General features: G+C 58.5%; 21 protein-coding genes and 2 pseudogenes. 12 read left to right on the top strand and 11 right to left on the bottom strand.

Features of this window, described 5'->3' with window-relative positions; all coding sequences use genetic code 11:
- Positions 1 to 15 precede the first annotated feature (15 nt).
- The 4 genes from glf (at position 16) to G9X68_RS18455 (ending at position 8,873) form a co-directional block, all read left to right on the top strand.
- Entirely contained in the window at positions 16 to 2,367 is a 2,352-nt protein-coding gene (glf, locus tag G9X68_RS18470) for a UDP-galactopyranose mutase (RefSeq protein WP_171603600.1), read from the top strand.
- On the top strand, positions 2,360 to 5,599 hold the full coding sequence (locus G9X68_RS18465; protein WP_171603599.1) for a glycosyltransferase: 3,240 nt from the start codon (positions 2,360 to 2,362) through the stop codon (positions 5,597 to 5,599). Before glf ends, G9X68_RS18465 begins: the two co-directional genes overlap by 8 nt.
- Positions 5,596 to 7,893: a glycosyltransferase gene (locus G9X68_RS18460; protein WP_171603598.1), complete on the top strand. Its 2,298-nt coding sequence runs from the start codon at positions 5,596 to 5,598 to the stop codon at positions 7,891 to 7,893. The genes G9X68_RS18465 and G9X68_RS18460 overlap by 4 nt, the downstream gene beginning before the upstream one ends.
- Positions 7,894 to 8,006: 113 nt before the next feature.
- The gene (locus G9X68_RS18455) at positions 8,007 to 8,873 is read left to right on the top strand and encodes an SDR family oxidoreductase (RefSeq protein WP_280526511.1); all 867 of its coding nucleotides are present in this window, start codon (positions 8,007 to 8,009) and stop codon (positions 8,871 to 8,873) included.
- A gap of 68 nt (positions 8,874 to 8,941) precedes the next feature.
- Here G9X68_RS18455 and G9X68_RS18450 read toward each other — a convergent pair whose 3' ends face one another.
- Both G9X68_RS18450 and G9X68_RS18445 read right to left on the bottom strand, forming a co-directional pair.
- Positions 8,942 to 9,448, bottom strand: a complete 507-nt coding sequence (locus G9X68_RS18450; protein ID WP_128461526.1) for a YciE/YciF ferroxidase family protein — start codon at positions 9,446 to 9,448, stop codon at positions 8,942 to 8,944.
- A 214-nt stretch (positions 9,449 to 9,662) separates the two neighbouring features.
- Positions 9,663 to 10,175 carry a ferritin-like domain-containing protein gene (locus tag G9X68_RS18445; RefSeq protein ID WP_171375787.1) on the bottom strand — a complete coding sequence of 171 codons (513 nt, stop codon included), beginning with the start codon at positions 10,173 to 10,175 and terminating at the stop codon, positions 9,663 to 9,665.
- Between the two features lie 201 nt (positions 10,176 to 10,376).
- On the opposite strand from G9X68_RS18445, the gene G9X68_RS18440 reads away from it, so the two are divergent.
- Together G9X68_RS18440 and G9X68_RS18435 are read left to right on the top strand one after the other, a co-directional pair.
- On the top strand, positions 10,377 to 11,354 hold the full coding sequence (locus G9X68_RS18440; RefSeq protein ID WP_171603596.1) for a PAS domain-containing protein: 978 nt from the start codon (positions 10,377 to 10,379) through the stop codon (positions 11,352 to 11,354).
- Between the two features lie 6 nt (positions 11,355 to 11,360).
- Entirely contained in the window at positions 11,361 to 11,846 is a 486-nt protein-coding gene (locus G9X68_RS18435) for a response regulator (RefSeq protein ID WP_342355351.1), read from the top strand.
- Here the strand turns inward: G9X68_RS18435 and G9X68_RS18430 are convergent.
- Together G9X68_RS18430 and G9X68_RS18425 are read right to left on the bottom strand one after the other, a co-directional pair.
- Positions 11,809 to 12,069 (bottom strand): DUF982 domain-containing protein, encoded by a 261-nt coding sequence (locus G9X68_RS18430; RefSeq protein ID WP_171603595.1) that lies wholly within the window; start codon positions 12,067 to 12,069, stop codon positions 11,809 to 11,811. The genes G9X68_RS18435 and G9X68_RS18430 overlap by 38 nt on opposite strands.
- 269 nt (positions 12,070 to 12,338) lie before the next feature.
- Positions 12,339 to 12,707 carry a hypothetical protein gene (locus G9X68_RS18425; protein WP_171603594.1) on the bottom strand — a complete coding sequence of 123 codons (369 nt, stop codon included), beginning with the start codon at positions 12,705 to 12,707 and terminating at the stop codon, positions 12,339 to 12,341.
- Between the two features lie 153 nt (positions 12,708 to 12,860).
- Here G9X68_RS18425 and G9X68_RS18420 point away from each other — a divergent pair, with 153 nt between their 5' ends.
- Positions 12,861 to 13,358 carry a DUF4142 domain-containing protein gene (locus G9X68_RS18420; RefSeq protein ID WP_171603593.1) on the top strand — a complete coding sequence of 166 codons (498 nt, stop codon included), beginning with the start codon at positions 12,861 to 12,863 and terminating at the stop codon, positions 13,356 to 13,358.
- Positions 13,359 to 13,408: 50 nt separating this feature from the next.
- Here G9X68_RS18420 and G9X68_RS18415 read toward each other — a convergent pair whose 3' ends face one another.
- The gene (locus tag G9X68_RS18415; RefSeq protein WP_171603592.1) at positions 13,409 to 13,615 is read right to left on the bottom strand and encodes a hypothetical protein; all 207 of its coding nucleotides are present in this window, start codon (positions 13,613 to 13,615) and stop codon (positions 13,409 to 13,411) included.
- A gap of 453 nt (positions 13,616 to 14,068) precedes the next feature.
- On the opposite strand from G9X68_RS18415, the gene G9X68_RS18410 reads away from it, so the two are divergent.
- A complete protein-coding gene (locus G9X68_RS18410) occupies positions 14,069 to 14,455 on the top strand; it encodes a response regulator (RefSeq protein WP_244956193.1) in 387 nt (128 codons plus the stop codon).
- Position 14,456: 1 nt separating this feature from the next.
- Here G9X68_RS18410 and G9X68_RS18405 read toward each other — a convergent pair whose 3' ends face one another.
- Complete coding sequence (locus tag G9X68_RS18405; protein ID WP_171603590.1) at positions 14,457 to 14,954, bottom strand: sigma-70 family RNA polymerase sigma factor; 498 nt, start codon at positions 14,952 to 14,954, stop codon at positions 14,457 to 14,459.
- Positions 14,955 to 15,608: 654 nt separating this feature from the next.
- Positions 15,609 to 16,226: a CGNR zinc finger domain-containing protein gene (locus G9X68_RS18400; protein ID WP_171603589.1), complete on the bottom strand. Its 618-nt coding sequence runs from the start codon at positions 16,224 to 16,226 to the stop codon at positions 15,609 to 15,611.
- A 90-nt stretch (positions 16,227 to 16,316) separates the two neighbouring features.
- Here G9X68_RS18400 and G9X68_RS18395 point away from each other — a divergent pair, with 90 nt between their 5' ends.
- On the top strand, positions 16,317 to 17,363 hold the full coding sequence (locus G9X68_RS18395) for a DMT family transporter (protein ID WP_171603588.1): 1,047 nt from the start codon (positions 16,317 to 16,319) through the stop codon (positions 17,361 to 17,363).
- A gap of 99 nt (positions 17,364 to 17,462) precedes the next feature.
- Positions 17,463 to 18,031, top strand: a pseudogene (locus tag G9X68_RS18390) (nutrient deprivation-induced protein).
- Positions 18,032 to 18,081: 50 nt separating this feature from the next.
- Here the strand turns inward: G9X68_RS18390 and G9X68_RS18385 are convergent.
- The 4 genes from G9X68_RS18385 to G9X68_RS31990 form a co-directional block, all read right to left on the bottom strand.
- Positions 18,082 to 19,014 carry an NAD(P)/FAD-dependent oxidoreductase gene (locus G9X68_RS18385; RefSeq protein ID WP_171603924.1) on the bottom strand — a complete coding sequence of 311 codons (933 nt, stop codon included), beginning with the start codon at positions 19,012 to 19,014 and terminating at the stop codon, positions 18,082 to 18,084.
- 279 nt (positions 19,015 to 19,293) lie between these two features.
- On the bottom strand, positions 19,294 to 19,878 hold the full coding sequence (locus tag G9X68_RS18380; protein ID WP_171603587.1) for an alpha-ketoglutarate-dependent dioxygenase AlkB: 585 nt from the start codon (positions 19,876 to 19,878) through the stop codon (positions 19,294 to 19,296).
- 652 nt (positions 19,879 to 20,530) lie between these two features.
- Positions 20,531 to 21,415, bottom strand: a complete 885-nt coding sequence (locus G9X68_RS18375; protein WP_171603586.1) for a DUF72 domain-containing protein — start codon at positions 21,413 to 21,415, stop codon at positions 20,531 to 20,533.
- Positions 21,416 to 21,745: 330 nt separating this feature from the next.
- Entirely contained in the window at positions 21,746 to 22,012 is a 267-nt protein-coding gene (locus G9X68_RS31990; RefSeq protein WP_244956192.1) for a type 2 periplasmic-binding domain-containing protein, read from the bottom strand.
- A gap of 31 nt (positions 22,013 to 22,043) precedes the next feature.
- On the opposite strand from G9X68_RS31990, the pseudogene G9X68_RS31985 reads away from it, so the two are divergent.
- Positions 22,044 to 22,160, top strand: a pseudogene (locus tag G9X68_RS31985) (SMP-30/gluconolactonase/LRE family protein); the annotation flags it as partial.
- A 447-nt stretch (positions 22,161 to 22,607) separates the two neighbouring features.
- Positions 22,608 to 23,504, top strand: coding sequence for a vWA domain-containing protein (locus G9X68_RS18365; protein WP_171603585.1), 897 nt, complete (start codon positions 22,608 to 22,610; stop codon positions 23,502 to 23,504).
- Position 23,505: the final 1 nt, after the last annotated feature.

Genomic DNA, 23,505 nt, shown 5'->3' with positions numbered 1-23,505 from the left:
ATTGCGAGGTGGTTGATGAATCTGCTGAATTCTGTGCCGTTGTCCGGCAGCGGTTTGCTGGAGGAAGCTCCGCTCATTTGCTTCTCGCATCTTCGATGGGACTTTGTGCTCCAGAGGCCTCAGCATCTGATGCAGCGATTCTCGCGAGAGCGCCCAGTGTTCTTCTTCGAAGAATTCATCCCGACCGACCATCCTCTTGCCTATCTGGAGATCCATCCGTTCGAAGGTACAAGCGTCAAGGCGGTCCGTCCGCGCATTCCAAATGGGTGGAGCGAGGCCGACCGTGAAGCCGCTCTTGGCAAGCTGCTTGACGAACTCATCACGCTTTACGGTGGAAAGCGCCCGATCCTCTGGTTCTACACTCCGTTGATGTTTGCCTTCGCCCGGCATGTCGATGCGCTGGCGGTGGTCTACGACTGCATGGACGAGCTGGCAAACTTCAAGTTTGCGCCCGCCAATCTCAAGGCATCCGAACAGACGTTGATTGCTGCCGCCGACGTCGTCTTCACCGGTGGCATAAGCCTGTATGAAGCGAAACGGGAGCAACACGACAACATCCACCCATTTCCATCCGGTGTCGACAGTCATCACTTCCGCGCAGCGCGGAACGTTTTGCCGGAACCCTGGGACCAGGTCGATATTCCTCATCCTCGCCTTGGCTATTACGGCGTGATCGACGAGCGGCTCGATCTGGATCTGATCGAAAGCGCCGCTGCGGCGCGGCCCGGCTATTCCTTCATCTTCCTTGGGCCGGTTGTGAAGATTTCGCCGGATGATTTGCCGCGCGCAGCCAATATCCATTATCTCGGTCAGAAAACCTATGGCGATCTGCCGGCCTACCTTTCGGGTTGGGAGGCGACGCTTATGCCATTTGCGCTGAACGATGCCACACGATTCATTAGTCCGACTAAAACTCCTGAATACCTCGCCGCAGGCCGGCCGATCGTCGGAACCAAAATTGTCGATGTGGTCCGCGGGTATGGCGATGTGCCAGGCGTCTTCCTGGCCAATGACCCACAAACCTTTGCGGAGGCCTGCGATGCTGCCCTTCATATTTCCCGCAATGATGAGACATGGCTGCAAGCCGTCGACGATATTTTGGCCCGATCATCCTGGGAGAGCACCTTTCGTAAGATGTCGGCACTTGTCGAAGAGGCTGCAGCGCAGAAAGTCCTGTCCCGTGGCCTGCCCCAAAGATTTTCCGTTCACACCCAACGGCCAGCGCCGGGAAGCTACGACTATCTGATCGTCGGTGCGGGATTTGCCGGATCGGTGCTGGCCGAACGACTTGCTTCAGATGGTGGGAGGAAGGTGCTTGTTTGCGACAAGCGGCCTCATATAGGCGGAAACGCCTATGATCACTACGATGACGCGGGGATCCTCGTCCATAAATATGGCCCGCACATTTTTCACACCAACAGCGAGGATGTGGTTGCATACCTTTCGCGCTTCACGGCATGGCGTCCTTACGAGCATCGCGTGCTTGCACAGGTTGGCGCTCTGCGACTTCCCATCCCCATCAACCGCACGACCCTGAACGCGCTCTATGGCCTCGACCTTCAGGACGAATTTGCGGCCGCACGCTTCCTGGCCGACCGGGCGGAACCCTGCGATCCTGTGACTACATCGAGAGACGTCGTCATATCTCAAATCGGTTCCGGGCTTTATCGCACCTTCTTCGAAGGCTACACGCGCAAGCAATGGGGCCTTGATGCCTCGAAGCTCGACAAATCAGTCACCGCGCGGGTGCCTACCCGCACAGATACCGACGACCGCTATTTCCTCGACCGCTTCCAGGCGATGCCGCTTGCCGGATACACGCGCATGTTCGAACGCATGCTCGACCATGAAAACATAACGGTCATGGTCGGCACGGATTTCGCCGATCTGAAGCAGGAAGGGCTGGCGAGCCACACGATCTTTACCGGGCCCATAGACGAGTATTTCGGCCATTGTTTAGGCCGGCTGCCTTATCGCAGTCTGGAATTTCACCATGAAACGCACGATGCACGACGGCTACTGCCGGTCGGGGTTATCAATTTCCCATCCGAGGATGTGCGTTACACTCGCGTGACCGAATACAAGCATTTGACCGGCCAGGTTCATCCAAAGACGAGCATCAGCTATGAGTATGCCCGTGCCGAGGGCGATCCCTATTATCCGATCCCCCGTCCTGAGAACCAGGCACTTTATAGACAATACGAGCTCCTCGCCCGCGCACAGAGCGACGTAACATTCGTCGGGCGGCTAGGAACTTACAAATATTACAATATGGACCAAGTCGTCGGACAAGCACTGGCGACCTACCGGCGCCTGAAGCTCCGGCATGAGGCCGGCAAAGCGTTTGCCGGCGCCCGGCATGAGTAAAAGGCCTCATATCCTGCTGGCGACCGACAGTGCTGAACCGTCCGGCATGGGCGAGCATATGCTTGCTCTCGGGCGGGCGTTGAGCGAACGGTGGGAAGTCACAATAGCCCTGTTGAGCGAGGACAGGAGCGGTTTGTTGCCGCGTGCTGCGCGCCACGGAATCGGCATCAAGCTAAGCCAAGACGCGGGCGCGTTTCAGGAGTGGTTGGCGCGGTCCAGTATTGATCTTCTGCACGTTCATGCCGGAATCGGATGGGAGGGACACGGCCTAGCCGCCGCTGCAGACGCCCTGGCAATGCCGATCATCCGCACGGACCATCTCCCCTATCTGCTCACCGATGCTGATCAGATTGAGCTTTACCGGCGCGAAACCGGGAGGCTGTCGCATCACATCGTGGTTTCCGAGGCCTCGCGCCAGAGCTTCTGCGAGGCAAACGTCGCACCGTCGCGTTTGACAGTCGTGCGCAACGGCATCTTTCCGCTATCGCCGGCGCGAGCAGCGGCTGAACTAAGGCAAGCGCTCGACCTGGTGGGTAAAACTGTGCTGCTGATGGTCGCCCGCTTCACCGAGCAGAAGGATCACGCGTCGCTTGTCCGCGCCTTGCCGGACATCCTAATAACTCACCCTCAAGCGGTTTTACTTTTTGTCGGATCGGGTCCAGAAGAAGATCGTGTCAGCACCCTGGCAGGAGATTTTAACGCCTCCGGTCACGTTCGCTTTCTGGGGCACCGCGCAGATATTGCGGAGATCATGGCCACGGCCGATCTCTTCGTGCTTCCTTCGCACTTCGAAGGTCTTCCACTCGCCGTTCTCGAGGCAATGTCGCTTGCCGTCCCCGTGGTCGCGACGAGGATTGGCGGAACGGTCGAGGCGCTAGGCGGTGATCATCCCTATTTTGCGGAGCCCGGCAACCCGACGTCGATCGCCGCTGTCGTCAATCAGGCATTGAGCGATCCCCATCTTAAGGCCACCGGCAGAGCCGGCCACGCGCGTTTCGAGCGCAACTTTTCAGCCTATCGAATGGCTGATGAGACTGGCGCCGTCTACGAGCGGTTCCTCACCCAACATGCACATCAAAAACAAAAGGATACCGAGATGCGAAAAACGCGGCTGGGCTTCATCGGCGTGGGCGGCATCGCCCATCGGCACCTGGATATCCTAGCCGGCTTCGACGATGTCGACCTCGTCGCCTTTGCCGATCCGGACCTTCCCCGTGCGGATGCAGCGGCGATGCGTTTTGGCGCCCGCTCTTTTAGCCATCACCGCGAAATGCTCGACACGCAACGGCTCGACGCGGTCTACATCTGTATTCCACCTTTTGCCCATGGCGAGCCGGAACGGGACCTCATTGACCGCAACACTCCATTCTTTGTCGAAAAGCCTGTGACGCTCGATCTGGCGCTGGCGCAAGAGATCGCAGCGGGCGTGTCGAAGACCAGCCTGATCACTGGCGTTGGCTATCACTGGCGTTACCTCGATATCGTCGATGAGGCCCGAAGCCTCCTGGCGGATAATCCAGCGCAACTGCTGTCGGGATACTGGCTGGATTCCACACCGCCTCCGCAGTGGTGGTGGAAGAAGGATCAATCCGGCGGCCAGATGGTTGAGCAGGCGACGCATCTCCTTGATCTCGCGCGCTTCCTCGTGGGCGAAGTCACCGACGTATATGGCCGGGCGGGATACACGGAAAGGGTGGAGTTTCCCGGCCTCGATGTGCCGACGGTCACGACCGCTAGCCTGACCTTTGAAACGGGCGTAGTTGCCAATATCGCCGCGAGCTGCCTTCTCGGCTGGAGCCACCGCGTCGGCCTGCACATTTTCGCCGACCGACTGGCGATCGAATTGACCGATCGCGACATCATGGTGGATGTTGGAAGAGGACGCCCAGTGCGTAGTGCCGATGGCGATCCGGTATGGCGCGAGGACCGCGATTTCATCGACGCCGTCCGTGGTGGTGAAAACCGCATCCGCTGCCCGTATGGTGATGCTCTCATCACCCACCGGCTGGCGGTGGCCGTCGTATCTTCGGCACGCAGCGGGAAGCCGATACACCTCGACGCCCCGGTTCTAAAGCGGCGCGAGCTATCGCCCTTGCTGGCACAACCACGTGCCGAGATATCTCAAGAACTGCGGCCTGGGCACCGCAAAATTCGCTCGCTCGGCATCGAGGCGCCGGGCCGAGCCTATTTCTTTGAATACGAGGAAGGCCCGCCTGCCGATGGGCATGTGCGGCTCGACACGCTCTATACCGGTCTTTCCGCCGGGACGGAGCTGACGTTCCTAAAGAACACCAACCCCTATTTCCGCGCGCGCTTTGATGGCGAACGCGGCGTCTTCATCGAAAACGAGCCGGATCTTAGCTATCCCGTGCCTTTCCTCGGTTACATGGAGGTCGCACGCGTTTCGCAATCCCGCGTGCCCGGCTTTGCCGATGGCGAGGTGCTCGCAGCAAGCTACGGGCACAAAAGTGGGCACACTGCCGACCCCTTTCACGATCTTCTTGTCAGTATGCCGCCGGAACTCGATCCGCTGCTCGGCGTCTTTGTCGCGCAGATGGGACCGATCGCTGCCAACGGCATCCTCCATGCCGACGCGGAAGCACTTGGCGCAACCGTCCCCGCACTCGGCGCCGGCGTCTGCGGGCGAACGGTAATCGTCCTCGGTGCAGGGACCGTTGGCTTAATGACGGCGCTTTTTGCCCGTTCGCTCGGCGCGTCGGACATTCTGATCACAGATCCCTCCGAATTTCGCCGCGGCAAGGCGGAGGCGATGGGATTGATGGCGATGGACGAGGATCAAGCCTGGCAGCATGCCAAGGCGCGCTGGCACGACGGCGTCCTGGGACGCGGCGCGGATGTGGCCTTCCAGACGCGAGCTCATGCAGCTAGCCTTCACACGGCGCTCAAGGCCTTGCGCCCACAGGGCACCGTGATCGATCTTGCCTTTTACCAGGACGGCGCCAACTCTTTGCGGCTGGGAGAAGAATTCCATCACAACGGCCTGAACATCCGTTGCGCGCAAATCAACCGCGTTCCCCGCGGGCTTGCGCCACGGTGGGACCGTCGACGGCTGGCACGCGTGACGCTCGACCTCTTGAAAACGGAGGGTGCGACGATCCGCGAGCACATGATCACTCACATCGTGCCTATGGACGAAGCGCCTGCTTTCCTCGTCGATCTGATCGAGAACCGGCCGGAATTCCTCCAGGTTATATTCAAGGCCGGCGAATGACGATTGAACCAGCGCCTCTGCGGATCCTCTTCGTCTTCGCCTGGCTGGTCGTCGGGGGCGAGGAGACGGAAGTCCGGCTGCTTGCCAAGAATCTCGACCGCCGTCGCTATCGCCTCGACGTCGTGGCCTGCTTCCGAAAACCCGGCATGCCGGAGCAAACACACCGGCAGCTTCGAGGGCTGGGGATCGATGTCGATACGACGCCTTACGAATTGTCCTTCGGGGATACGGTAAAATATCTCGCCGGGAAAATCTCAGGTTACGACATTGTCGTTTCCTGCCAGAACGTAGCGGACATCTATCCGGCATTGGAGCGACTGCATCTTCGCCCGCCCCTCATTGAACACGGCGGGCTGGTCTCAGAGGCTTTGGCCGGCCCAAAACATCTGACGGCGCGTTATGTGGGCGTCTGCCGCTCGATCCGCGACGCGGCCGCGTCGCGAATGCCCGGTCGCGACCATCATGCCCTGGAAATCCCCTCTATGACCGATCTTTCTGCCTTCGACCCGTCACACCGCGACCGGGCGCGAGCGGGTCTCGGGATCGCGACAGATGAGGTTCTGATCGGTTGGGTCGGCCGGCTCGATCCCAAAAAGAATGTCGAGGACTTTATTGAGGCCGCCGCACTGGTTCATGCCACCACCAAAAGTGCACGGTTCGTTATTGTCGGCGGGCCGGACGCCTTCCTGCCGGAATATGCTGTGCAGCTCAAAGCCCTGGCCGCCCGGCGCGGGCTCGATGGTATGCTTCAGTTTCTCGGCGACCGGAACGATATCCCGTCCCTGCTCGCCGCATTTGATATATTCGTCTGGCTGTCATCCGGCGAAGGCATGCCGCACGTTATCGCAGAGGCCGGGGCGGCCTCCCTCCCGGTGATTGCGACGCCTGATAACGGTGCTATGCAGCAGATCGATGATGGGCTGTCCGGTGTCTTCGTGCCCCATCGCAGTCCAGGCGTCGTTGCGAAAAATATCGTCGCGCTTATCGAGTCCCCTGCGCGCCGTCACGCACTCGGCACCGCCCTGCGACGGAAGGTCGAGATGGACTACTCCGTCGAGGCAGTGCTGCCGCAGTGGGAGCGGCTTCTGGCAGATGTCCATCGAGAGCGAAAGGCAGCGCGACCTACAGGTCTGTTCCAATCATTCCTGCAGGGCGGTTTCGAATGTTCGAGCCATCGGCTCCGGCCAAAAAGCGGTGAGACGCAGGGCGATCGACTCGACTTGATCGCCGCGACTGGTCACGATCACCATGCCGAGACCGACTATCGCCAACTTCAAGGCTTTGGTATCAGCACCGTGCGCGATGGCTTCCGATGGCACCTGATTGAAAAAGCTGGCAGATACGACTGGTCGAGCATTCGTTCGATGCTCCAGGCGGCCGAGGCAACAAAGACCCAAGTTGTCTGGGATCTCCTGCATTATGGCTGGCCGGACGATCTCGACATCTGGTCGCCTCGCTTCGTCGATCGCTTCGCGCGGTTCGCACGTGCATGCGCCGAGTTGGTCCGCGAGGAGAGCGACGGCATTCCGTTTTATTGCCCTGTCAACGAGATCTCGTTTTTCTCATGGGGCGGTGGTGACGTCGGCTATTTGAACCCGTTTGCCAATGGGCGTGGATTCGAACTCAAGGTGCAGATGGCACGCGCCGCCATCGCAGCGATGGATGCCATTATCTCCGTGGATGCCCGGGCCCGCTTCGTCCATTGCGAGCCGGTGATCAATGTCGTCGCGGATCCGTCCCGTCCTCACGATGCGCGTACCGCCGAAGGACATCGCCAATCGCAATTTCAGGCCTGGGACCTGATTGGCGGAAGGATGTGGCCACAGATCGGAGGCGGCGAACGCTATCTTGATATCCTCGGTGTGAATTATTATTCCAATAATCAGTGGATTCACGGCGGTCAGCCGATCGACCTTGACCATCCGCTTTATAAGCCCCTCAGCCGAATTCTGGTCGAGACGTTCGCGCGCTACGGCAAGCCAATGCTTATTGCCGAGACCGGCATTGAGGATGATCGGCGCGTATCCTGGTTTGACTATGTTGCCGACCAGGCTCTGGATGCGATCCGGTCGGGGGTGCCCTTGGAAGGTTTGTGCCTGTATCCGATCGTCAATCATCCTGGTTGGGATGACGATCGGCCTTGCGCAAATGGCCTCCTCTCCGCCGATGTCCCTCCAGGAGGACGGGCGCCATTTGCTCCCCTGGGTGCTGCGATAAGCGAACGAGCAAAAGAGTTTGCAACCTTTGACCTCGTCATATCGGGCTCGGAAGCTAGCGAGACCGAACGCGGCTAGCTGCCGGCATTCAGATTGCCATCGCGCGAAGGCGGCTGAAAGAACGGTTGCCGCCGGGAACCCTTACCGCTTCGGGATGTTTGCCTTTCACAACCATCAAGGAGATCATGACGATGACCGACGACACGCGCCGCCCGACGCCACCCTATCCTGCGCAACAACAGGAGCCGCCGGGCCAAACAGCGGCTATGCAGCCTGTGCCCGACCATGGTGAGAAATCCTACAGGGGAAGCGGAAAGCTCGAAGGCAAGGCTGCTCTGATTACGGGCGCGGATTCGGGCATTGGCAAAGCTGTGGCAATCGCCTTTGCTCGAGAGGGCGCCGATGTGGTCATCTCGTATTTAAGCGAGGACGAGGACGCCAACGACACCGCAAAATGGGTAAAGCAGGCAGGCCGCAAAGCCGTTGTCATCCCCGGCGACATCAAGTCGGAGGATCACTGCAAGATGCTCGTGCAGCGCACCGTCGTTGAGTTGGGCGGTATCGACATTTTGGTAAACAATGCCGCCTTTCAGCGCACTTATGCCGACATCGCCGATATCGATGCCGAAGAGTGGGACGAGACCTTTCGCACAAACATCTACGCACCGTTCTTTCTCGCAAAGGCGGCAATCCCACATATGGCGCGCGGCAGTGCCATCATCAACACCACGTCCATCCAGTCGCGCCAGCCGTCACCCGAGCTGCTAGCTTACGCCTCGACGAAAGGCGCTATTTCCAACTTTACGGCGGGACTTGCCGAGATGCTCGGTGAACGAGGCATTCGCGTCAATGCGGTCGCGCCCGGCCCCATCTGGACGCCGCTCATCCCTTCGACGATGCCGGCCAAAAAAGCTGCGACGTTCGGAGGAAATACCCTGATCGGGCGGGCTGGACAGCCTGCGGAGCTTGCCGGCGCCTACGTGCTTCTCGCTTCGGATCTCGGCAGCTACATGACCGGAGCAATCATCCCGGTGACCGGCGGGGAAATCATGATCTGATCACAGCCGCAGACTATAGGAAAAGGCCGCCAACGATGACGGCCTTTTCTGCATGATCGTTTAGCCGGCTAGGCCGCCCTCTTGCCCTTGGCGTTTGCAGACGCCTGCGCAAGCTGGGTCAACTTCTTGTCCGTCGCTACTTCTTCGGCAAGGTTTGCCTGAAGCAGCGGAACAGCATCCTTGAGGCCGAGCTGGTTTGCCCAAGCGATGAGAGTGCCGTAGCGGGCGATCTCGTAGTGTTCGACTGCCTGAGCCGAAGAGATGAGACCGGCATCAAGTGCCGGCGACCCCTTGAACTCTTCCATGATCTCTTCACCCTCGGCGATGATGCCCTGAATTGCCTCGCAGGTCTTGCCTCGTGCCGGCTTGCCTAAAAGCTCGAATACCTGATCCAGGCGTTCGATCTGCGCCTGAGTTTCGTCGCGGTGCTGCAGGAAACCTGCCTTGCCTTCCTCAGACTGGGCGGCGCGGGCCATTTTCGGCAGCGCCTTCAGGATCTGCTTTTCTGCGAAATAGATGTCCTTGAGTGTATCCAGGAAAAGGTCATCAAGGGTTTTCGTGGTGCTAGTCGCCATGGTTATTCCTCCTGTGGCATGGGCTTGCGGGGGTAAACTCCCGAGTAGTTTTGATTGTTTCCTCTCCGAAATTAACCGGCGCTCCGTTGCCGGAGCGCCGTCTCTTTCCGGCCAAGGAAGAGAGGCCGATCAGCGATACTGCCAGACAGTCCGACGCCAAGGGGCGCCGGGCCGATCCGCAGGTGTGTAACCACGCGGGACCACCGTTGTTCCCTCAGACCTTGGCTTTTTCGCCGGCTTCGCGAAGTGAAAGGAACTTGGTTGTCACGGAGACAATGTTTTCATCAAGCCACTGTGCCATCGCCTTCTCTTCGGCAAGGTTTGCCTGGAGAGCAGCGCTGGCCGCTCCATAGCCGCCGGCTTCGGCGATGGTCAGCAGCGACTTATAAGCCGCCATTTCGAAATTCTCGAAGGCGAAGTTCGCGAACGCGTTCTTCAGGATTTCGTCTCCGGCCATGGTATGGCCCATCGCGGCCATCGACCCCGTCAGGGAAAGTGCCATGTCCTTAAGCGACGAGTGGTCTTCGTTCAGACTGTCGAGCACCTCTTTGATACGGACGATCTGGCCCTCGGTCTCTCGAATATGTTGGTCGAGCTTTGCTGCAATCTCCGGATAGTTCTCAATACGCGAGAGCTGAGGTTTCATGATCGAAAGCGCCTGGTTTTCCATGGCGTGGGCATTCTTAAGGCCAGTGATAAAAATTTCTCGGGTTTCGTTCTCGGACATCGAAAATCTCCTTGTTGACCGGCTCGAACTTCGCACGCCCGGCGATGTTCCAAACTTTTCGGCAGAGTGAGCGGCGGCGCCGTCTTTCCGATCGAGTGGCCCAGGCTCTGGACCGACAAGGCTCTCACGCTAGTTTCTTTTGTCGAACACGCGAAAACGAGCGCAAGACGTGCAACTTTCTGCCGTGGGAGCAGGGCCTAGATGATCCTGGAAGACCTTTACCGCTTGCTGAAAAGCGGACACGTGCAGGCTCAGGGCATCGTCGACACGATGACCCAGCCGATTGTTGTACTGGACCACAATCTCTGCGTGACCAATACCAACAACGCGTTCGCCCGAACTTTCGAGGTCGAACGGGATGACATCCTGGGCCAAAGCTTTTTTGCTCTCGGCAACGGTCAATGGGAAATAGCCGAGCTCCACCAACTGATCGCGTCGGTGATCCCAAAAGCCGCCGCCGTTATCGGCTTTGAAGTGACACATGACTTTCCTGCAATCGGGCAGCGGACGTTTCTTGTCGATGCGCGCCGTCTCATCCATCCCGACAATAACAGCAGCAACATCCTCATTCTCTTCAATGACGTCACCGAGAGCCGGCGCCAGGACGCGGAGAGAGATTTCGTCGTTGCGGAGACACGCCACCGCCTGAAGAACCTGCTTGCGGTGATGCGCTATATCGCCATGCAGACGCAAACCGAGGATCGTACTGCCGCCGAGTATCGCGACATCTTCCTCGGACGGTTTGAGGTCACGCTTCGTGCGCAGGAAATCGCAACTACCGACCAGACTATTGATTTTGAAGTACTGCTGCGGCAATCGGTCGGTGAGCCCGGCCTGGACCGTCTTCATTGCGATGGCCCTGCGGTGACCCTTGCCAGTTCCAAGGTTCTTGCGTTCGGCATGATATTCCATGAGCTCGGCACCAACGCCGTGAAGTACGGCGCCTTGTCCGTTCCTGATGGGCAGATCCACGTTACGTGGGCACTCGAGACTGGTCCGAGGGGCCGGACATATCTTATCTGCGAGTGGCAGGAAAAGAACGGGTTACCTGTCACCCCGCCTAAGCGGCGCGGCTATGGCACCGACCTAATCGAGGGGACATCCGCTCATCTCGGCGGAAAGGCGGAACTAAAATACGATCCGAATGGTTTGGCCGCCACGATCAAAATCCCGTTGTGAGGACAAATGGACGATCCTGCGGAAATCGATGTTGAAGGCAGACGATGCGTCCTGGTGGTAGAAGACGAGGTGCTGATTGCAATGGAGCTCACGGCGGCCTTGATCGACGGAGGGTTCAGGGTGTTGGGGCCGGCTGCATCGGTCGATCATGCTCTTGATCTGGTCAGCGAGGAGCGTCCCCACGCAGCGGTCCTGGATTTCAATCTCGTTGGCGAGAAAGTCACGCCCGTCGCTCTTCAGTTGAAAGCGTTGGGTGTTCCATTCGTCCTCGCCAGCGCGGTCCATGCCACTGAGCTTGCAGCCCACCCGGTGCTTGCCGGTGTCGCCAATATGGGAAGGCCGACGGACCTGAAACGGCTTATCGACGCGCGAAGGGGGTTTAAAGGCCTGACCGCTTTCAGCGAACCGAATGCCGCCGAGCATCCAAGCATCGCGGCACTGTGCGTGACGTTGCTCAAGCAAAGACGCCTGCTGCAATGGCGGCGTCGATGAAGCGGCTTCGCGCAGTCTCTGCACTACCATGCTGAACGAGCGCCTTAAGACAGCGAAGCTTTGCTTCGCCGTAGATCTCGCTTTGGGATTCGGGCCAGCGATGGGCAAGCGCCTCGAGCGCGGCTTCTGGTCCATCCACCCGCTCCCGGTAGCCGTTGCCTATCCTCACAAAAACCGGTGCCAACCAAGTCACCTTGAAATCTACTTCGATCACCTTGTCCATGCCGTTCTCCTTCCGATACGGGCTTTCCCGCCCGTTGCGCGCGTGCGCCGATGTCATTGGCGCGGTCTTTAGCCTCGTCAGTCTCGATCGGAGCAACTGCGAGGTGGAAACCCGGCCGCACGTCCTTGCACCAGACAGGATGTGGCCAAACCTTGCGCACGATCGTGCGCTCGCCGGTCGTTATTCGCGCCACCGCATTCGCCCTGGTCGTGTCGAGTGACCGCGACCACTCTCTAATCCGCCGCGATGCGTTGGCTTGGCGCTTAGCACTAACGGATCTTCTCGGTACCGCTGGGCGTCGTGACCATGGTCGGACCGCCGCCATTGCCTTGAGGCGTAGGATCACGATCGGTCGCTTCGGGCGGCTGGCTGCCGCCGCCAGCCGGGTTGTTGTCGAACGTTCCGGCGCCATGGGGCTGGTTGTTGATTGGATCGGGGACCGTCGATGCCGTGGGTTTCGTATCGGTGTCGATGCTTTCTCCCCAGATCTCAGCCGCGCCCCAGGCAACCATCGCCAGCAGGAGTGCGCTGACGAGCACCGCAAGCACGGGCTTGCCGTATTGCCCCTGTCGCGCGTCCGTCGCGTTCTCGGTTACTTGTTCGGGCTGGCGCTGCGAGTGGTGGTTCGAATTCGTCATTATAAAAACTCCCTAGGGGTGGACCGCACCAACCCGGGCACGTTGCGGAAGTTCCAAACTTTTCGCCGAAGGGCAGCCCGATTGCGCAAAAATCTCCGGAACATTTGCGGCGCGCTGAGGTTGGAGACGGCAATTCCTCTGATGGAGACCTCGATGAAACTCGTTCTCGCCCCCCTTCTAGTCTGCTTGACTGCATTTTCCGCCATGGCAGCAGACGACGCTGCCAAGCAGCACGCCACCGACTTCGCGGCAAAGGCCGCCATGTCGAACATGTTCGAGATCGAAGCCGCGAAGATCGAGATTGCGAGCGGAAAGGCTGACGACGCCAAACAGTTCGCGCACGACATGATCAGGGATCACGGCAAGGCCGGGCCTGTCCTAAACAATGCCGCGAAACAGGACGGCATCGAACTGCCCGCCGCTCTTGACGCAGAGTATACTGCGAAGCTGGCCGCCCTCCGGCAAAGCGACGCCGCCAATCTCGATCAGGCCTATCTTTCCACTCAAGTGACCGCACATGAAGAAGCAGTGAACCTCTTCGAGAGCTATTCAAAGCAGGGGCCGGATGGCCAACTCAAGCGGACGGCTGCAAAGATCCTGCCGGACCTTCGTATGCATTTGACGCGAATCCGCGGCCTGACATTGAAATGACGGTGGGGGTGATCCGGACGCTGGGTATTTTCATCAACGTAGCGCCATTGTCATAACAATACTATTGCCGCGGCCATTGCGAAGGCTGAAACGAGGCCAAGCACAGTCAGCCCGAGCTTGACGACTTCGGAGCCCTTCCGTGTTTCTTCATGCCGGGCTTCATATTTGGTATCGAGTATCACGGCAACAAGACCCGCTCCCATCCAGCACATGAGCGTCAGCGTCCCGAAAAGCATCGCCCACTCAGTTCCATTCATCGCCATTCTCCTGGTTTTCAAAGAGCCAACCTCACGGCTCTTCCAATGTTCCAGCCCTCTTTGGAAACGCCGGGAACATTCGTCGCTGCGGCATGTTGGTTGGTTCAAACCCGATCAAGGAAACGTACGATGGCAACCGATCGGGAGCCCGGCGGCTAGCTTACGCCAATTGAAACGGAGGGCGCGCCGGATGGACGATGGCAGAAAGCCGAAGCGGAATCGCAAGCGGACAGTCCACAGCCTCAGCTGGCGATAGTAGATGAGTACCGGCCGTGCTCGCGGCAGGGCAACCCGGGTTAGGTTGGTGGTAGATCGCGTGGATGCGGTCCGCCCGGTTCAATCAAGACAGTTGAATGATTGCGTCTAGTTTCATAACCCCGCCATGCCTGCTACCACTCGTCGCCTATACCATCGATATACCAGCCCGTCACAATGGGGCAGAGGAGCGAGGATTTGGACAATTTGGCCATCGAGCTCTTTGCAGGAAAGCGCGTACTGATCGTCGAAGACGAATATTTTTTGGCGGATGAGACACGCCGGAAGCTTGAGAAAGCTGGCGCCACAGTTATCGGTCCGGTCGCTGGTGTGACCGCCGCTTTGGATCTCGTCGAGAATGAGGAGATCGACGCAGCAATCCTGGATGTTCACCTGGAAGGCGATTTCGTATTTCCGGTCGCTGACGAGCTTGAGCGCCGCGATATCCCATTTGTCTTCGCCACAGCCTTCAACCCCTCGGTAATTCCGACGAGGTTCACAGGCTTTGCGCTTTGCGAAAAGCCGACCGAATTGGGAAAGATCGCGGAAGCTTTGTTCGGCCAGAGGCCCGCCGAATACCACTAGATCATTCGCTGTCGAGGGCCTTTGTCAGATGAGAGCGAGCCCGGTTGACCCGGCTCTTGATTGTCCCGATCGGAACGCCGCACCGATCTGCCGCGTCCTCGTAGCTGACACCCTGAACAAATACCAGGACGATGGCGGTTCGATGGTTAGTGGGCAAGGAAGATATCGCAACCTCTAGCTCGCGGCCGCGCAATTCCCAGATCTGCGAGGGCGGCGACGACGCCCAAGCGGCGGAATCTTCGATCCCACCGACCTGTTCTCGTTTGGATATTTTGAATTTGGTGCAGAATGTATTGCGCATGATGGTAAACAGCCAGGAGCGCAGCTGAGTGCCGCGCTGATAATTCCCGGAATGCGCGATCGCCTTGGCAAGCGTTTCCTGAACAAGATCATCGATGTCGCTCGACGAATGATTGAAGCGTTTGGCGAAAGATCTAAGAGCCGGCATATTTTCAAGCAGTTCGGCGTCCGTAAAACCTGGACGATCATTAATGGACATTGGGGTTCTCCTCTGATGAGTGAACTTCGCCTTATCTGTTCCGTTCCACTCGGATCGCTGATTCTTATGCCGCGCCCCACGCTCTGCCGACGACACGATCCGAACCCTGAATTGGCGAAGTTACATTGTCAGTCTCGTCGCATGGCGTCCTGGCCTCGGCATCGTTTCGGTGTCTGGCGATCCATGGGGGCTTTCTTGACGAGATCGCGTTCGGCGCCGCCATGAAACAACGCCCTCACGATCCCGACGGGTCAAACGCACGTAAACCGATAGTGCTGAACCGCCGGCGCCGCATCGAGGAAAGTGAGATCGGCCCGAGCTTCTCCTGATCACACATCGTGACGCTGGAAGACGGAGAGACGTCCCGGACGAGAAGGACAGTTGCATCAAAGTAGTGCTGTCACCCTTAGAAAGTCGCGAACCGATTGGTGAACGCAATGCGCCGGAGGCGAGAGCGCGCAGTAGGCAACGACGCAGTTTCCCTTGCACACGACCAATATTCGACACGCGGTTCGTGCTATTCTCCGTGAGAGGACCTTGGACGGAGGCCCGCTATGCCCTTGGTGACCACCGAGTGGCAGTGCGGGCCTTCAGCGACCAAGACATCTCTAGTCCCAAGCCGGCGCCTTCCCAAATTGGTAAGGCAACCGAACTTCAGGCGGCTCCGACGGCCCGAAACCTCCGCACTCTTGCATTTGATCCGCAGGTTTTGTCCGAGCACCATCGCCTGTGACCGCCACGAGACTGGTCCAGGAAAAGCCAGCCGCAATTTCGACCTTGGCACGCGCGCACAGGACGGCGTTCGTCTCGCGACGTCAGCAACTCGGCCGCCAACACGGCGATACGATTGCTGATCGCATCCAAGTCTTTGGCGTCCGAGCGACGCCACTCGATGATGCCTCCAACCTGACCCAATGTTTGTTGCGATAGGCCACGTCTGGCCATGTCGGCAACAAGCTTGAGATCATTCGGACTAACTTGGCTGTCATCAAACTCGGACAGGAACAGTCGGCAAAGCGCCTCCCGCAGGTCCTTTGCGTGGCCGAGTTCTTTTTCAGCGTCGGACCCCGATCTATTAGCCTTGGCCAGCAAGGCGTCGCGATCCTTCTCGGCAATCACATCGAGACGACGGGCCCAGGCCACGAGGTCATCGTAGCTTTTCAGGAAATCCGGCCCCCAACGTTCACCGCGACTATCGACCGTGTTGACGAAGTCGAGGGCCGGATGACCGCCAAGAAGGCTGATGTCATAGATCGTTTTTTGCGTGTCCATGACTTGAATATCGTTCTGCGGAACGATTTGAACAAGAGCGGGTTGTAACGAGATAAATAAATTTTACTCGTTACAATGATCGGATCGCTCATGCTCACCGGCGTCAACAAAAATCAGCTGCGCTTTCTAATGCTATGCATGATCTGGGGGAGCACCTGGATCGGAACGAAGGCGGGCATCGAGGCCGTTCCGCCTCTCCTGTTTGCCGGCACGCGTTTCACCGCTGCCGGTATTCTGCTTCTTCTCTATACGCTGGCCAAAGGCGAGACTGCGAGGTTCAAGGTTCAAGATGGCATTCGCTTCGTGGTCGTCAGCATCCTGATGATCACGCTCTGCTACGGCCCGCTGTTCTGGGGAATGCAATATATCGATTCCGGGACTGCCGCCGTTCTGGAAATGTCGCTCACCCCCATCGCACTCCTGGTGTTCGCTCTCCTCCTCAACGAAGAGACGCTGGATGGCCGTCGCATCCTTGCGATCGCTCTGGGGGTCTGTGGACTGGTCGTCCTGTTCTGGCCGGCCTCCGCCTATGTAAGTCTGCCCGCTGCTGAAGCCTTCCCAGGCGCGAGCCTATGGGGCGGATTGGCGGTCGCATCAGCAGCCTTCACCTATGGCTACGGCTCGGTGCTGGCCCGTCCACTTCTACGAACCTATCCGGCCTTGTTCGTTTCAGGTGTGACAACCTTGGTCGGAGGCATCGCGCTGCTGATTGCAGCCGTGGCTTTCGAACCGGGGGCAGTTTCCGCCCTCTCCGGCGACTGGGGCACAGTCGCCTGGCTCGGCTGGTTCTTCCTTGTGATCTTCGGCTCGCTGATCGGCTACACGACCTTCATGCGCCTGCTGAGGGATATTGGCGCCTCTCGCGCTGGCAGCTATGCCTTTGTGTCACCGGTGATCGCCGTCGCCCTTGGCGCAGCAGTCTTCGCCGAGCAGATCACCGCACTGGATGTGATTGGCATCTTTGTGATGTTGAGTGGCGCCTATCTTGCCATGTCAGGAGCGCCGGCGACCGACGCAACCGCTTTCGAAAGTGAAGCCGATCGGAAACGGCCTCACGAAGATCTCGACAACGACCCCAAAAGCGAAATCCCGCGCATTCATCAAACAAAACCAGCAATGCGTGGGCGACTACGGTGAGGTGAAAATCGCTCCGGGGAGGCGGAGGTGGGAACAAGGCCGGCCACTCGAAGTTCGCGGGTCCGGCAGTAGCCGTTCGTTCAGTCATGGGAGGCTTCAGTGTCAAACGACTTCACAGAAATCGATGGCAGGCCACGGCCGTCATCCGAAACATCAATGCAATCTGGGGATGCGACGTCGTCACCGCAACCTGCCGCGTCACTCGAGGGATTGAAGGAGAGGTTGGCTGATGACGTGACCGCCGCCAAGGACACCATAAAAGAAGGCGCCGATACCGCAGTCGAGAAGGTCAAAGAGGTGGTTTCCGATCAAGCGAACTTCGCTGCCCGCCAGGTTGGCGGCGTGGCAACGGCGCTTGAGAAGCTGGGCGCTGAACTGGAAGCATCCGACCAACCGGAGGTCGGACGCTATGCCAAGCAGATCGGACGAAGCGTCCAGGGCTTCGCCACGCAGATGAAAGACAAAGACATCGGCGAAATCGCGGCGATGGCTGAAGAATTCGGCCGCAAGCAGCCGCTGGCGTTCTTGGGATTGCAGCACTTGCGGGATTGACCGCGAGCAGGTTTTTGACCGCTTCCGCCAAGCGACCGCCAATACAAGCAACGAGGCGGACATCCCCGGCTACGCGCAGGGAGCCATCTGCAGCAGGAGGCTACACCAATGGCTAAATCTCCGCGCGTTTACTTTCAATGCGCCAGTTTACTGATGTTTCCGAAGGTTAACAACGCGCCAGCGCTGATTGCTCGCCAAGGTCGTTGCGGATAGTCGTAGCAGCAACCCCTGCCTGCCCCATGGCGTGGCTGATCTGGTCAAGACCGGCGACCACGTCTCCTGCGGCGTAAAATCCTGGCACTGTGGTCCTCTGGTGACCATCGACGGTAACACACCCTTCTTCCGATAGCCTGGCGCCAACTTGTGATGCCAGTTCCGAACATATATCGGATCCGAGAGCCGGATATATGGAAGCGAACGAATAGGTTTCGGTTGGCGTTGCGACGCGGATCATATCTTTGTCCAGATCGGTCGAGATTACAGGGCCGGCCTCCACTCTTATTCCGAGTTGGGTCAAGGACGACGTCTCGATTTCGGAGAGATCATGTATGTCCTCGGGCGATATCAGCGTGAGATCCTTCGTATAACTTCGAAGGAAAACGGCCTCCTTGAACCCCTTCGTTCCAGTTCCGACTACACCGACGGGCTTGTCCGTTACCTCAAAACCGTCACAGACGGGACAGTAGCGCAGAAGGCCACGAGCCACGGCTTCATCATGGGTTGCCTGTGGCATCGCAGGCCGTCGGTTGACGACTCCGGTTGCCAGGAGTACGGCCCGAGAGCGGATGCTGCCGTTCTCGAATTCTGCCACGAACAGGTTGTCGACTTTATGCAGGGTCGTGATCTTGCGGCATCGAATGGCTGCCCCGTAGAGCTGAGCCTGGGCGTTCATTCTCGCCAGCAGCTCAGTGCCGCTGATGCCGCCCGGGAACCCCGCGTGGTTGTGCGACATAGGGATGCTAGAAGCCCGGCTGGAGTTATCGTGGAAGACCGTTACCGAAAGATGGTAGCGCGCCAGATAAATCGCCGCGGTGAGGCCAGCCGGACCGCCCCCGATGACCAAGCAGTCTTTTACTTCGTCTTCAAATGCGGTGGTCATCATTCCATTCTCATCCTATTGGCCCCGACCGGGATTACTCGAATGTTGGACGTCATTGCCAACCTCGGGTAACGACGATGGTTCCATTCTCCGCTCACATCATTCGCGATGCCGTTGACATCCACGCGATGCTGTCGAGGACAACCCTGATCAGCGCCATTCCGTTGGTTTCACACCGAACGCGGATGGATTTCCGGCGCTTTTGTATCGGCTGAAGCGATCAAGATTCCCGGGAACAATGGGCGGACAACAGGTTGGGCGACAATGAGCGACGCCCCCTCAGGTTACTGGGCTCAGTTCACGGAAAGTTATCGAATAACGCAGCTCGGCGACTGGCGGGATGGAATGCTCCCACAGGGTTCTGGCTTCGCCCGCCATCACATAGGCCGATCGCGGTTCGAGCGTGATCGAGCTACGCTGCCACTTGCTGCCCTGGCGCCGTCTTAGCCGGAAAGTGCATGCAGATAGCAGCGAGACTCCGACGACCCGACCGAAGACGAATTTATCCCTGTGCCAGCCGATCGGAGCTCCGGGACTATATTCGGTTACCAAAATCTGTTCCAACCGATCGGGGTCGATGCCAGCAAATGCAGATACGATTTTGCGAAGCGGCAAAAGAAATACCGGAATATCTTCGCTCTTTCGGACACGCTGTGTATCGAAGTCGTATTTCCAGCCGTAGGATACCGTCCTGCGTTTGCCTTCGAATCCGTGGAAATCGAAAGCCTTGAACGGCAGCTGTAGCATCTCTTCCAGGATGGACTGCTGCAGATCGTCGGAGACCACATCCGGCGAATAGCGAAATCCGTCCGGCAGGGACGGTTCGACTGCACCAAAGAGATCATGATGGTCCATCGTGCTCATGTAAAGTTCTCGTATTTGCCTACCGCCGCAGTGGCCTCACAAATTTTAGCATCTCGATGTCGTTGACAGTGGTTCACAGAACGATCCGGATCTTCTGACGGCGGAATCCAGCATGCTCAGAACTCCAGGAACGTCGGCCGCGCCAGTGTGTTCCTCGTAGTGGAGAGGCGTGGTCCGCCTCTCATCGTTGTTGCCGAAGTCATGACTGAAAGTCTCGACCGAACCTGGTGGGCGGCATACCGAACACAGCTTGAGGCTCGTTTCGATCAGGAGGAAATCGTGATCCGAGCCACGCAAGTCCAGCGTCTTTGAACCCATGTCCCGCGGGGAGGCCCTGATCTTGAAGCGCATTTAACGATTTAAGCATCAGTCCAACCGATCTGGTGGCTGCTCGGCGGTTTAATTCCGCCCTCGCAGCAGCTCCTCGGTTTCATACAGGCCATCGCTGGAACGCCGCCTGGTCAGCGCCACGCTGAGGCTGCACTGCGCAATGCCCGACCTGCGGCGATGGCGCTCCAAAATTTCTCGCCATTTCAACCTAAGCGAAGTCGGTGTCCCGGCTGGATTTCGTTGAGGGCGGCAGCATGACAGCGATGACGTGGCATTTGCGCGACTGTCATCACTTAACAAGTAGCAATCTTCAGAGGGGCCATCAGGCCGATGCGTCGATCAGCTGTAAAAGCCGCTTGGCGTTCTTGATCGAATAGCCATCGCGATCGTTGTTGAAATAGGCCCACACGGTCTTAGCGCCAGACAGCTTGATTCGCTCCACCCACACCGTCAATTCGGCATCGCTGTAGTCATGGCGGTACCATTGTTTGATCCCATGGAACCGGATGTAGATGTCGTCGGCTGTCCGAACAAGCTCATCCGGCAACCGGGGACCGCTGCATGAACAGAAGATCGCGCCTGCAGCTTTAAACGCACTATAAACATCCTCATTCCACCAGCTCTTGTGACGGAATTCGACGACGTTCCTGCGACGGGGATCCAGCTGCGACAAGATCATTTGCAACATGTCTGTGGAGTAGCGGACGCTCGGTGGAAGCTGAAACAGAAAACATCCCATCTGCATTCCAAGAACGTCTGCGACGTATCCGAAATCTTCAATGAGGGTGTGGGTATCTTCGAAGCGTTTGATATGCGTGATGAGCTCGCACACCTTGATCGTATAGACGAAGCTCGGCTCGGCCTGACGTTTCCATGTCTTGACAGTTGCCACCGTCGGCCAGGAATAAAATGGGGCATTGAGTTCGACGGTCTTGAAATTGTGCTGGTAGATCGAAAACAATTGATTGGAGGGAGCGTCGGTCGGGTAAAAATAGCCCTTCCAGTGCCAGTAATACCACCCGGAACATCCAATATGGACCCGCCTGGCGACATTGTCATCGGAGGTGATCACAGTCAGCGGATCGCTCGCCAGACGGGCTATATGCATTTTAGCGGCGCGAGCAATATTAGCATCGCGCTGTTTTTGGCGGCGCTCGGCGCGCCGTGCCCGCCGACTTTCAATCTCTTCAGCAGTGCGCTTTATCATTTGGCATCCGTGCGAAGCGCTTCGGCGCAAGACAATGGGAAAATCTGATCAAATCTTGGACATTTTTGCACGACCCAAGCGGTCCGTCGTTACCAACATTGTTAGTTGATGTCGTAACGCAGCCGCCGCATTGGTGTTCAAAATGGGTGTTGACTCGTTCATGCGCATTCGAGCGCTGGAATAGCCTGGCGGAGCGCTAGCTTTTGAATCGGAGCGCCTCGACGAGCAGCGCGAACGCAGCCGTATGCTGGCGTCGGCTCAGGTAATAGAGATGATAGCCGGAGAACGGCTGACACCGGTCGTCAAGAACGCGGATCAGCTGGCCATCATTTATGCACTGTGGACCTGGCTTTCGAACGTATAGGCGAGCGCCAAGCCGTCCAAGGCAGCGGCCTCCAACATTTCGCCGTCGTTAATGATCAAAGGGCCGTTCTCCCTGACCTGGAGTTCTTCCCCGTCGAGTTCGAGCTCCCAGGCATAAAGCCCTCCGCCGGTGGTCTGCCGATAGCTTACGCCCCGATGCTCACCGAGATCGCGAGGGTTTGCAGGATTTTGCGCTTCGCGAAATAGGATGGCGATCCGACGACGGCCATGCATGCGGACATCCGGGCTGATCCTGACGGCGGCTGCCCAGACCGTTGCAAACCTCACCCTTCGGCGGGCCCAAATGCAACCACCTCTTCACGCCGCGACCCGCTCACTCTATTCGGTCTACGTCGCAGCAACCGGCGCCCAGACGCCGTAAGCTGGCGAACTGGCGCCTATATCGGTGCCGTCCGGCGGACACGGCACGTTCCGACTCCTGTGTGACGGGATTCTCATCGAGGCGTGCCCGCGGCCGCCGTGCACTATCTAGCTATTGGCGGCACTGAAACAATGCGAGCGCCGCCCCAAGCGCAACGGTGGCTGCGGCATGGGTTACATTGACCGACTCATAGCGCAGGATAACTGCGCGGGCCGCCGTCGGCGGGGAGCGTCGGCCGGCTCATGATGATCCCTACGAGATTAATCTTCAGCCCCGTATGCTGGACTTCGTCGAGGCAAAACAGGGGGCGAAGGAATGATCAAGGCGTCCCGCCCGAGACCGGTTGTTCTCCGATCCGACGACAGTAGGAACTTTCATGTCGCGGCCGTGTTGTCGTTACGGCGCTGGCAGATCTGCCGCGTAACACCAAACTATTGGAGCTGACTGATGAGTGATACGGAGCAACCGGACCAACAGACGCCTCCTACCCCGGGGAGCCCAGCTCCCGCCGCGACACCAACCTCAACCGGGCCGATCTCGTCCACACCGGATGAGCCGGCGGTAGAAGCGTCGGTAGACAGCGCGCCGTCATTATCAGCCGACAGCCAGACCCTGCAGGAGCGTCCAAAAACCAAAGGCGTGGCCGATATTGTCTTCCTCGTCGATGTTAGCGGCAGCATGGACCCCTGCATCGACGCGCTGCGGCGAAATATCGAGGCCTTTATTGACTCCTTAAGCCACGGCGACCCGAACAACGCCGCCCCTGTCAAAGATTGGCGCGGCAAGGTTGTCGGCTACCGTGACATTGAGGCCGCCCAAGCCGAAGGCCTGCCATGGATCGTCGACAATGACTTCGTGCGCGATGCCAGTGCGCTCAAGGCGCAGCTTGGCACGCTACAGGCAAACGGCGGCGGGGACGAGCCGGAGTCGCTTCTCGATGCTCTTTATAAAGTCGCCTCTATGGAGGCTGTGCCGAAGGGTTCGCAGACGGAGGATCCGGCGAAATGGCGCTATAGAAGCGATGCGGCGCGTGTTGTCATCGTCTTCACCGATGCTTCATTCAAGGAGACCATGAGCATTGCCGAGGCAAAGGGCGGCTCGTTGCAGGACGTGGCTAACCTTGTCATGGCCAATCGAATTATTCTCAGCCTCTTTGCCCCGAATTTCGAGGGCTACGATAGACTGAGCCAGATCGACAAGTCGGAATGGGAGGTGGTGGAATACGCAGGGCTGAACCCGCAGGAGGCGCTCCAGAAATTTACCTCCGACCCGGTTAACTTCCGTAACACCTTGAAGCAGTTGGCCGCCAGCGTATCCCGGTCGGCAGCGACCGTGGCGCTTTAGC

Source organism: Rhizobium changzhiense (assembly GCF_013087625.1).
GTDB classification, from domain to species: Bacteria; Pseudomonadota; Alphaproteobacteria; order Rhizobiales; family Rhizobiaceae; genus Rhizobium; species Rhizobium sophorae.
This window is presented reverse-complemented; position numbering and strand designations above follow the sequence as displayed.

Coding starts and splice junctions, on each gene's coding strand:
- G9X68_RS18450 (WP_128461526.1), bottom strand. CDS start 9,448: ATGGCGACTAGCACCACGAAAACCCTTGATGACCTTTTCCTGGATACA.
- G9X68_RS18385 (WP_171603924.1), bottom strand. CDS start 19,014: ATGACCACCGCATTTGAAGACGAAGTAAAAGACTGCTTGGTCATCGGG.
- G9X68_RS18420 (WP_171603593.1), top strand. CDS start 12,861: ATGAAACTCGTTCTCGCCCCCCTTCTAGTCTGCTTGACTGCATTTTCC.
- G9X68_RS18455 (WP_280526511.1), top strand. CDS start 8,007: ATGACCGACGACACGCGCCGCCCGACGCCACCCTATCCTGCGCAACAA.
- G9X68_RS18445 (WP_171375787.1), bottom strand. CDS start 10,175: ATGTCCGAGAACGAAACCCGAGAAATTTTTATCACTGGCCTTAAGAAT.
- G9X68_RS18430 (WP_171603595.1), bottom strand. CDS start 12,069: ATGGACAAGGTGATCGAAGTAGATTTCAAGGTGACTTGGTTGGCACCG.
- G9X68_RS18465 (WP_171603599.1), top strand. CDS start 2,360: ATGAGTAAAAGGCCTCATATCCTGCTGGCGACCGACAGTGCTGAACCG.
- G9X68_RS18375 (WP_171603586.1), bottom strand. CDS start 21,415: ATGATAAAGCGCACTGCTGAAGAGATTGAAAGTCGGCGGGCACGGCGC.
- G9X68_RS18405 (WP_171603590.1), bottom strand. CDS start 14,954: ATGTCCATTAATGATCGTCCAGGTTTTACGGACGCCGAACTGCTTGAA.
- G9X68_RS18460 (WP_171603598.1), top strand. CDS start 5,596: ATGACGATTGAACCAGCGCCTCTGCGGATCCTCTTCGTCTTCGCCTGG.
- G9X68_RS18365 (WP_171603585.1), top strand. CDS start 22,608: ATGAGTGATACGGAGCAACCGGACCAACAGACGCCTCCTACCCCGGGG.
- G9X68_RS18380 (WP_171603587.1), bottom strand. CDS start 19,878: ATGAGCACGATGGACCATCATGATCTCTTTGGTGCAGTCGAACCGTCC.
- G9X68_RS18440 (WP_171603596.1), top strand. CDS start 10,377: ATGATCCTGGAAGACCTTTACCGCTTGCTGAAAAGCGGACACGTGCAG.
- glf (WP_171603600.1), top strand. CDS start 16: ATGAATCTGCTGAATTCTGTGCCGTTGTCCGGCAGCGGTTTGCTGGAG.
- G9X68_RS18400 (WP_171603589.1), bottom strand. CDS start 16,226: ATGGACACGCAAAAAACGATCTATGACATCAGCCTTCTTGGCGGTCAT.
- G9X68_RS18395 (WP_171603588.1), top strand. CDS start 16,317: ATGCTCACCGGCGTCAACAAAAATCAGCTGCGCTTTCTAATGCTATGC.
- G9X68_RS18435 (WP_342355351.1), top strand. CDS start 11,361: ATGGACGATCCTGCGGAAATCGATGTTGAAGGCAGACGATGCGTCCTG.
- G9X68_RS18425 (WP_171603594.1), bottom strand. CDS start 12,707: ATGACGAATTCGAACCACCACTCGCAGCGCCAGCCCGAACAAGTAACC.
- G9X68_RS31990 (WP_244956192.1), bottom strand. CDS start 22,012: ATGCATGGCCGTCGTCGGATCGCCATCCTATTTCGCGAAGCGCAAAAT.
- G9X68_RS18415 (WP_171603592.1), bottom strand. CDS start 13,615: ATGAATGGAACTGAGTGGGCGATGCTTTTCGGGACGCTGACGCTCATG.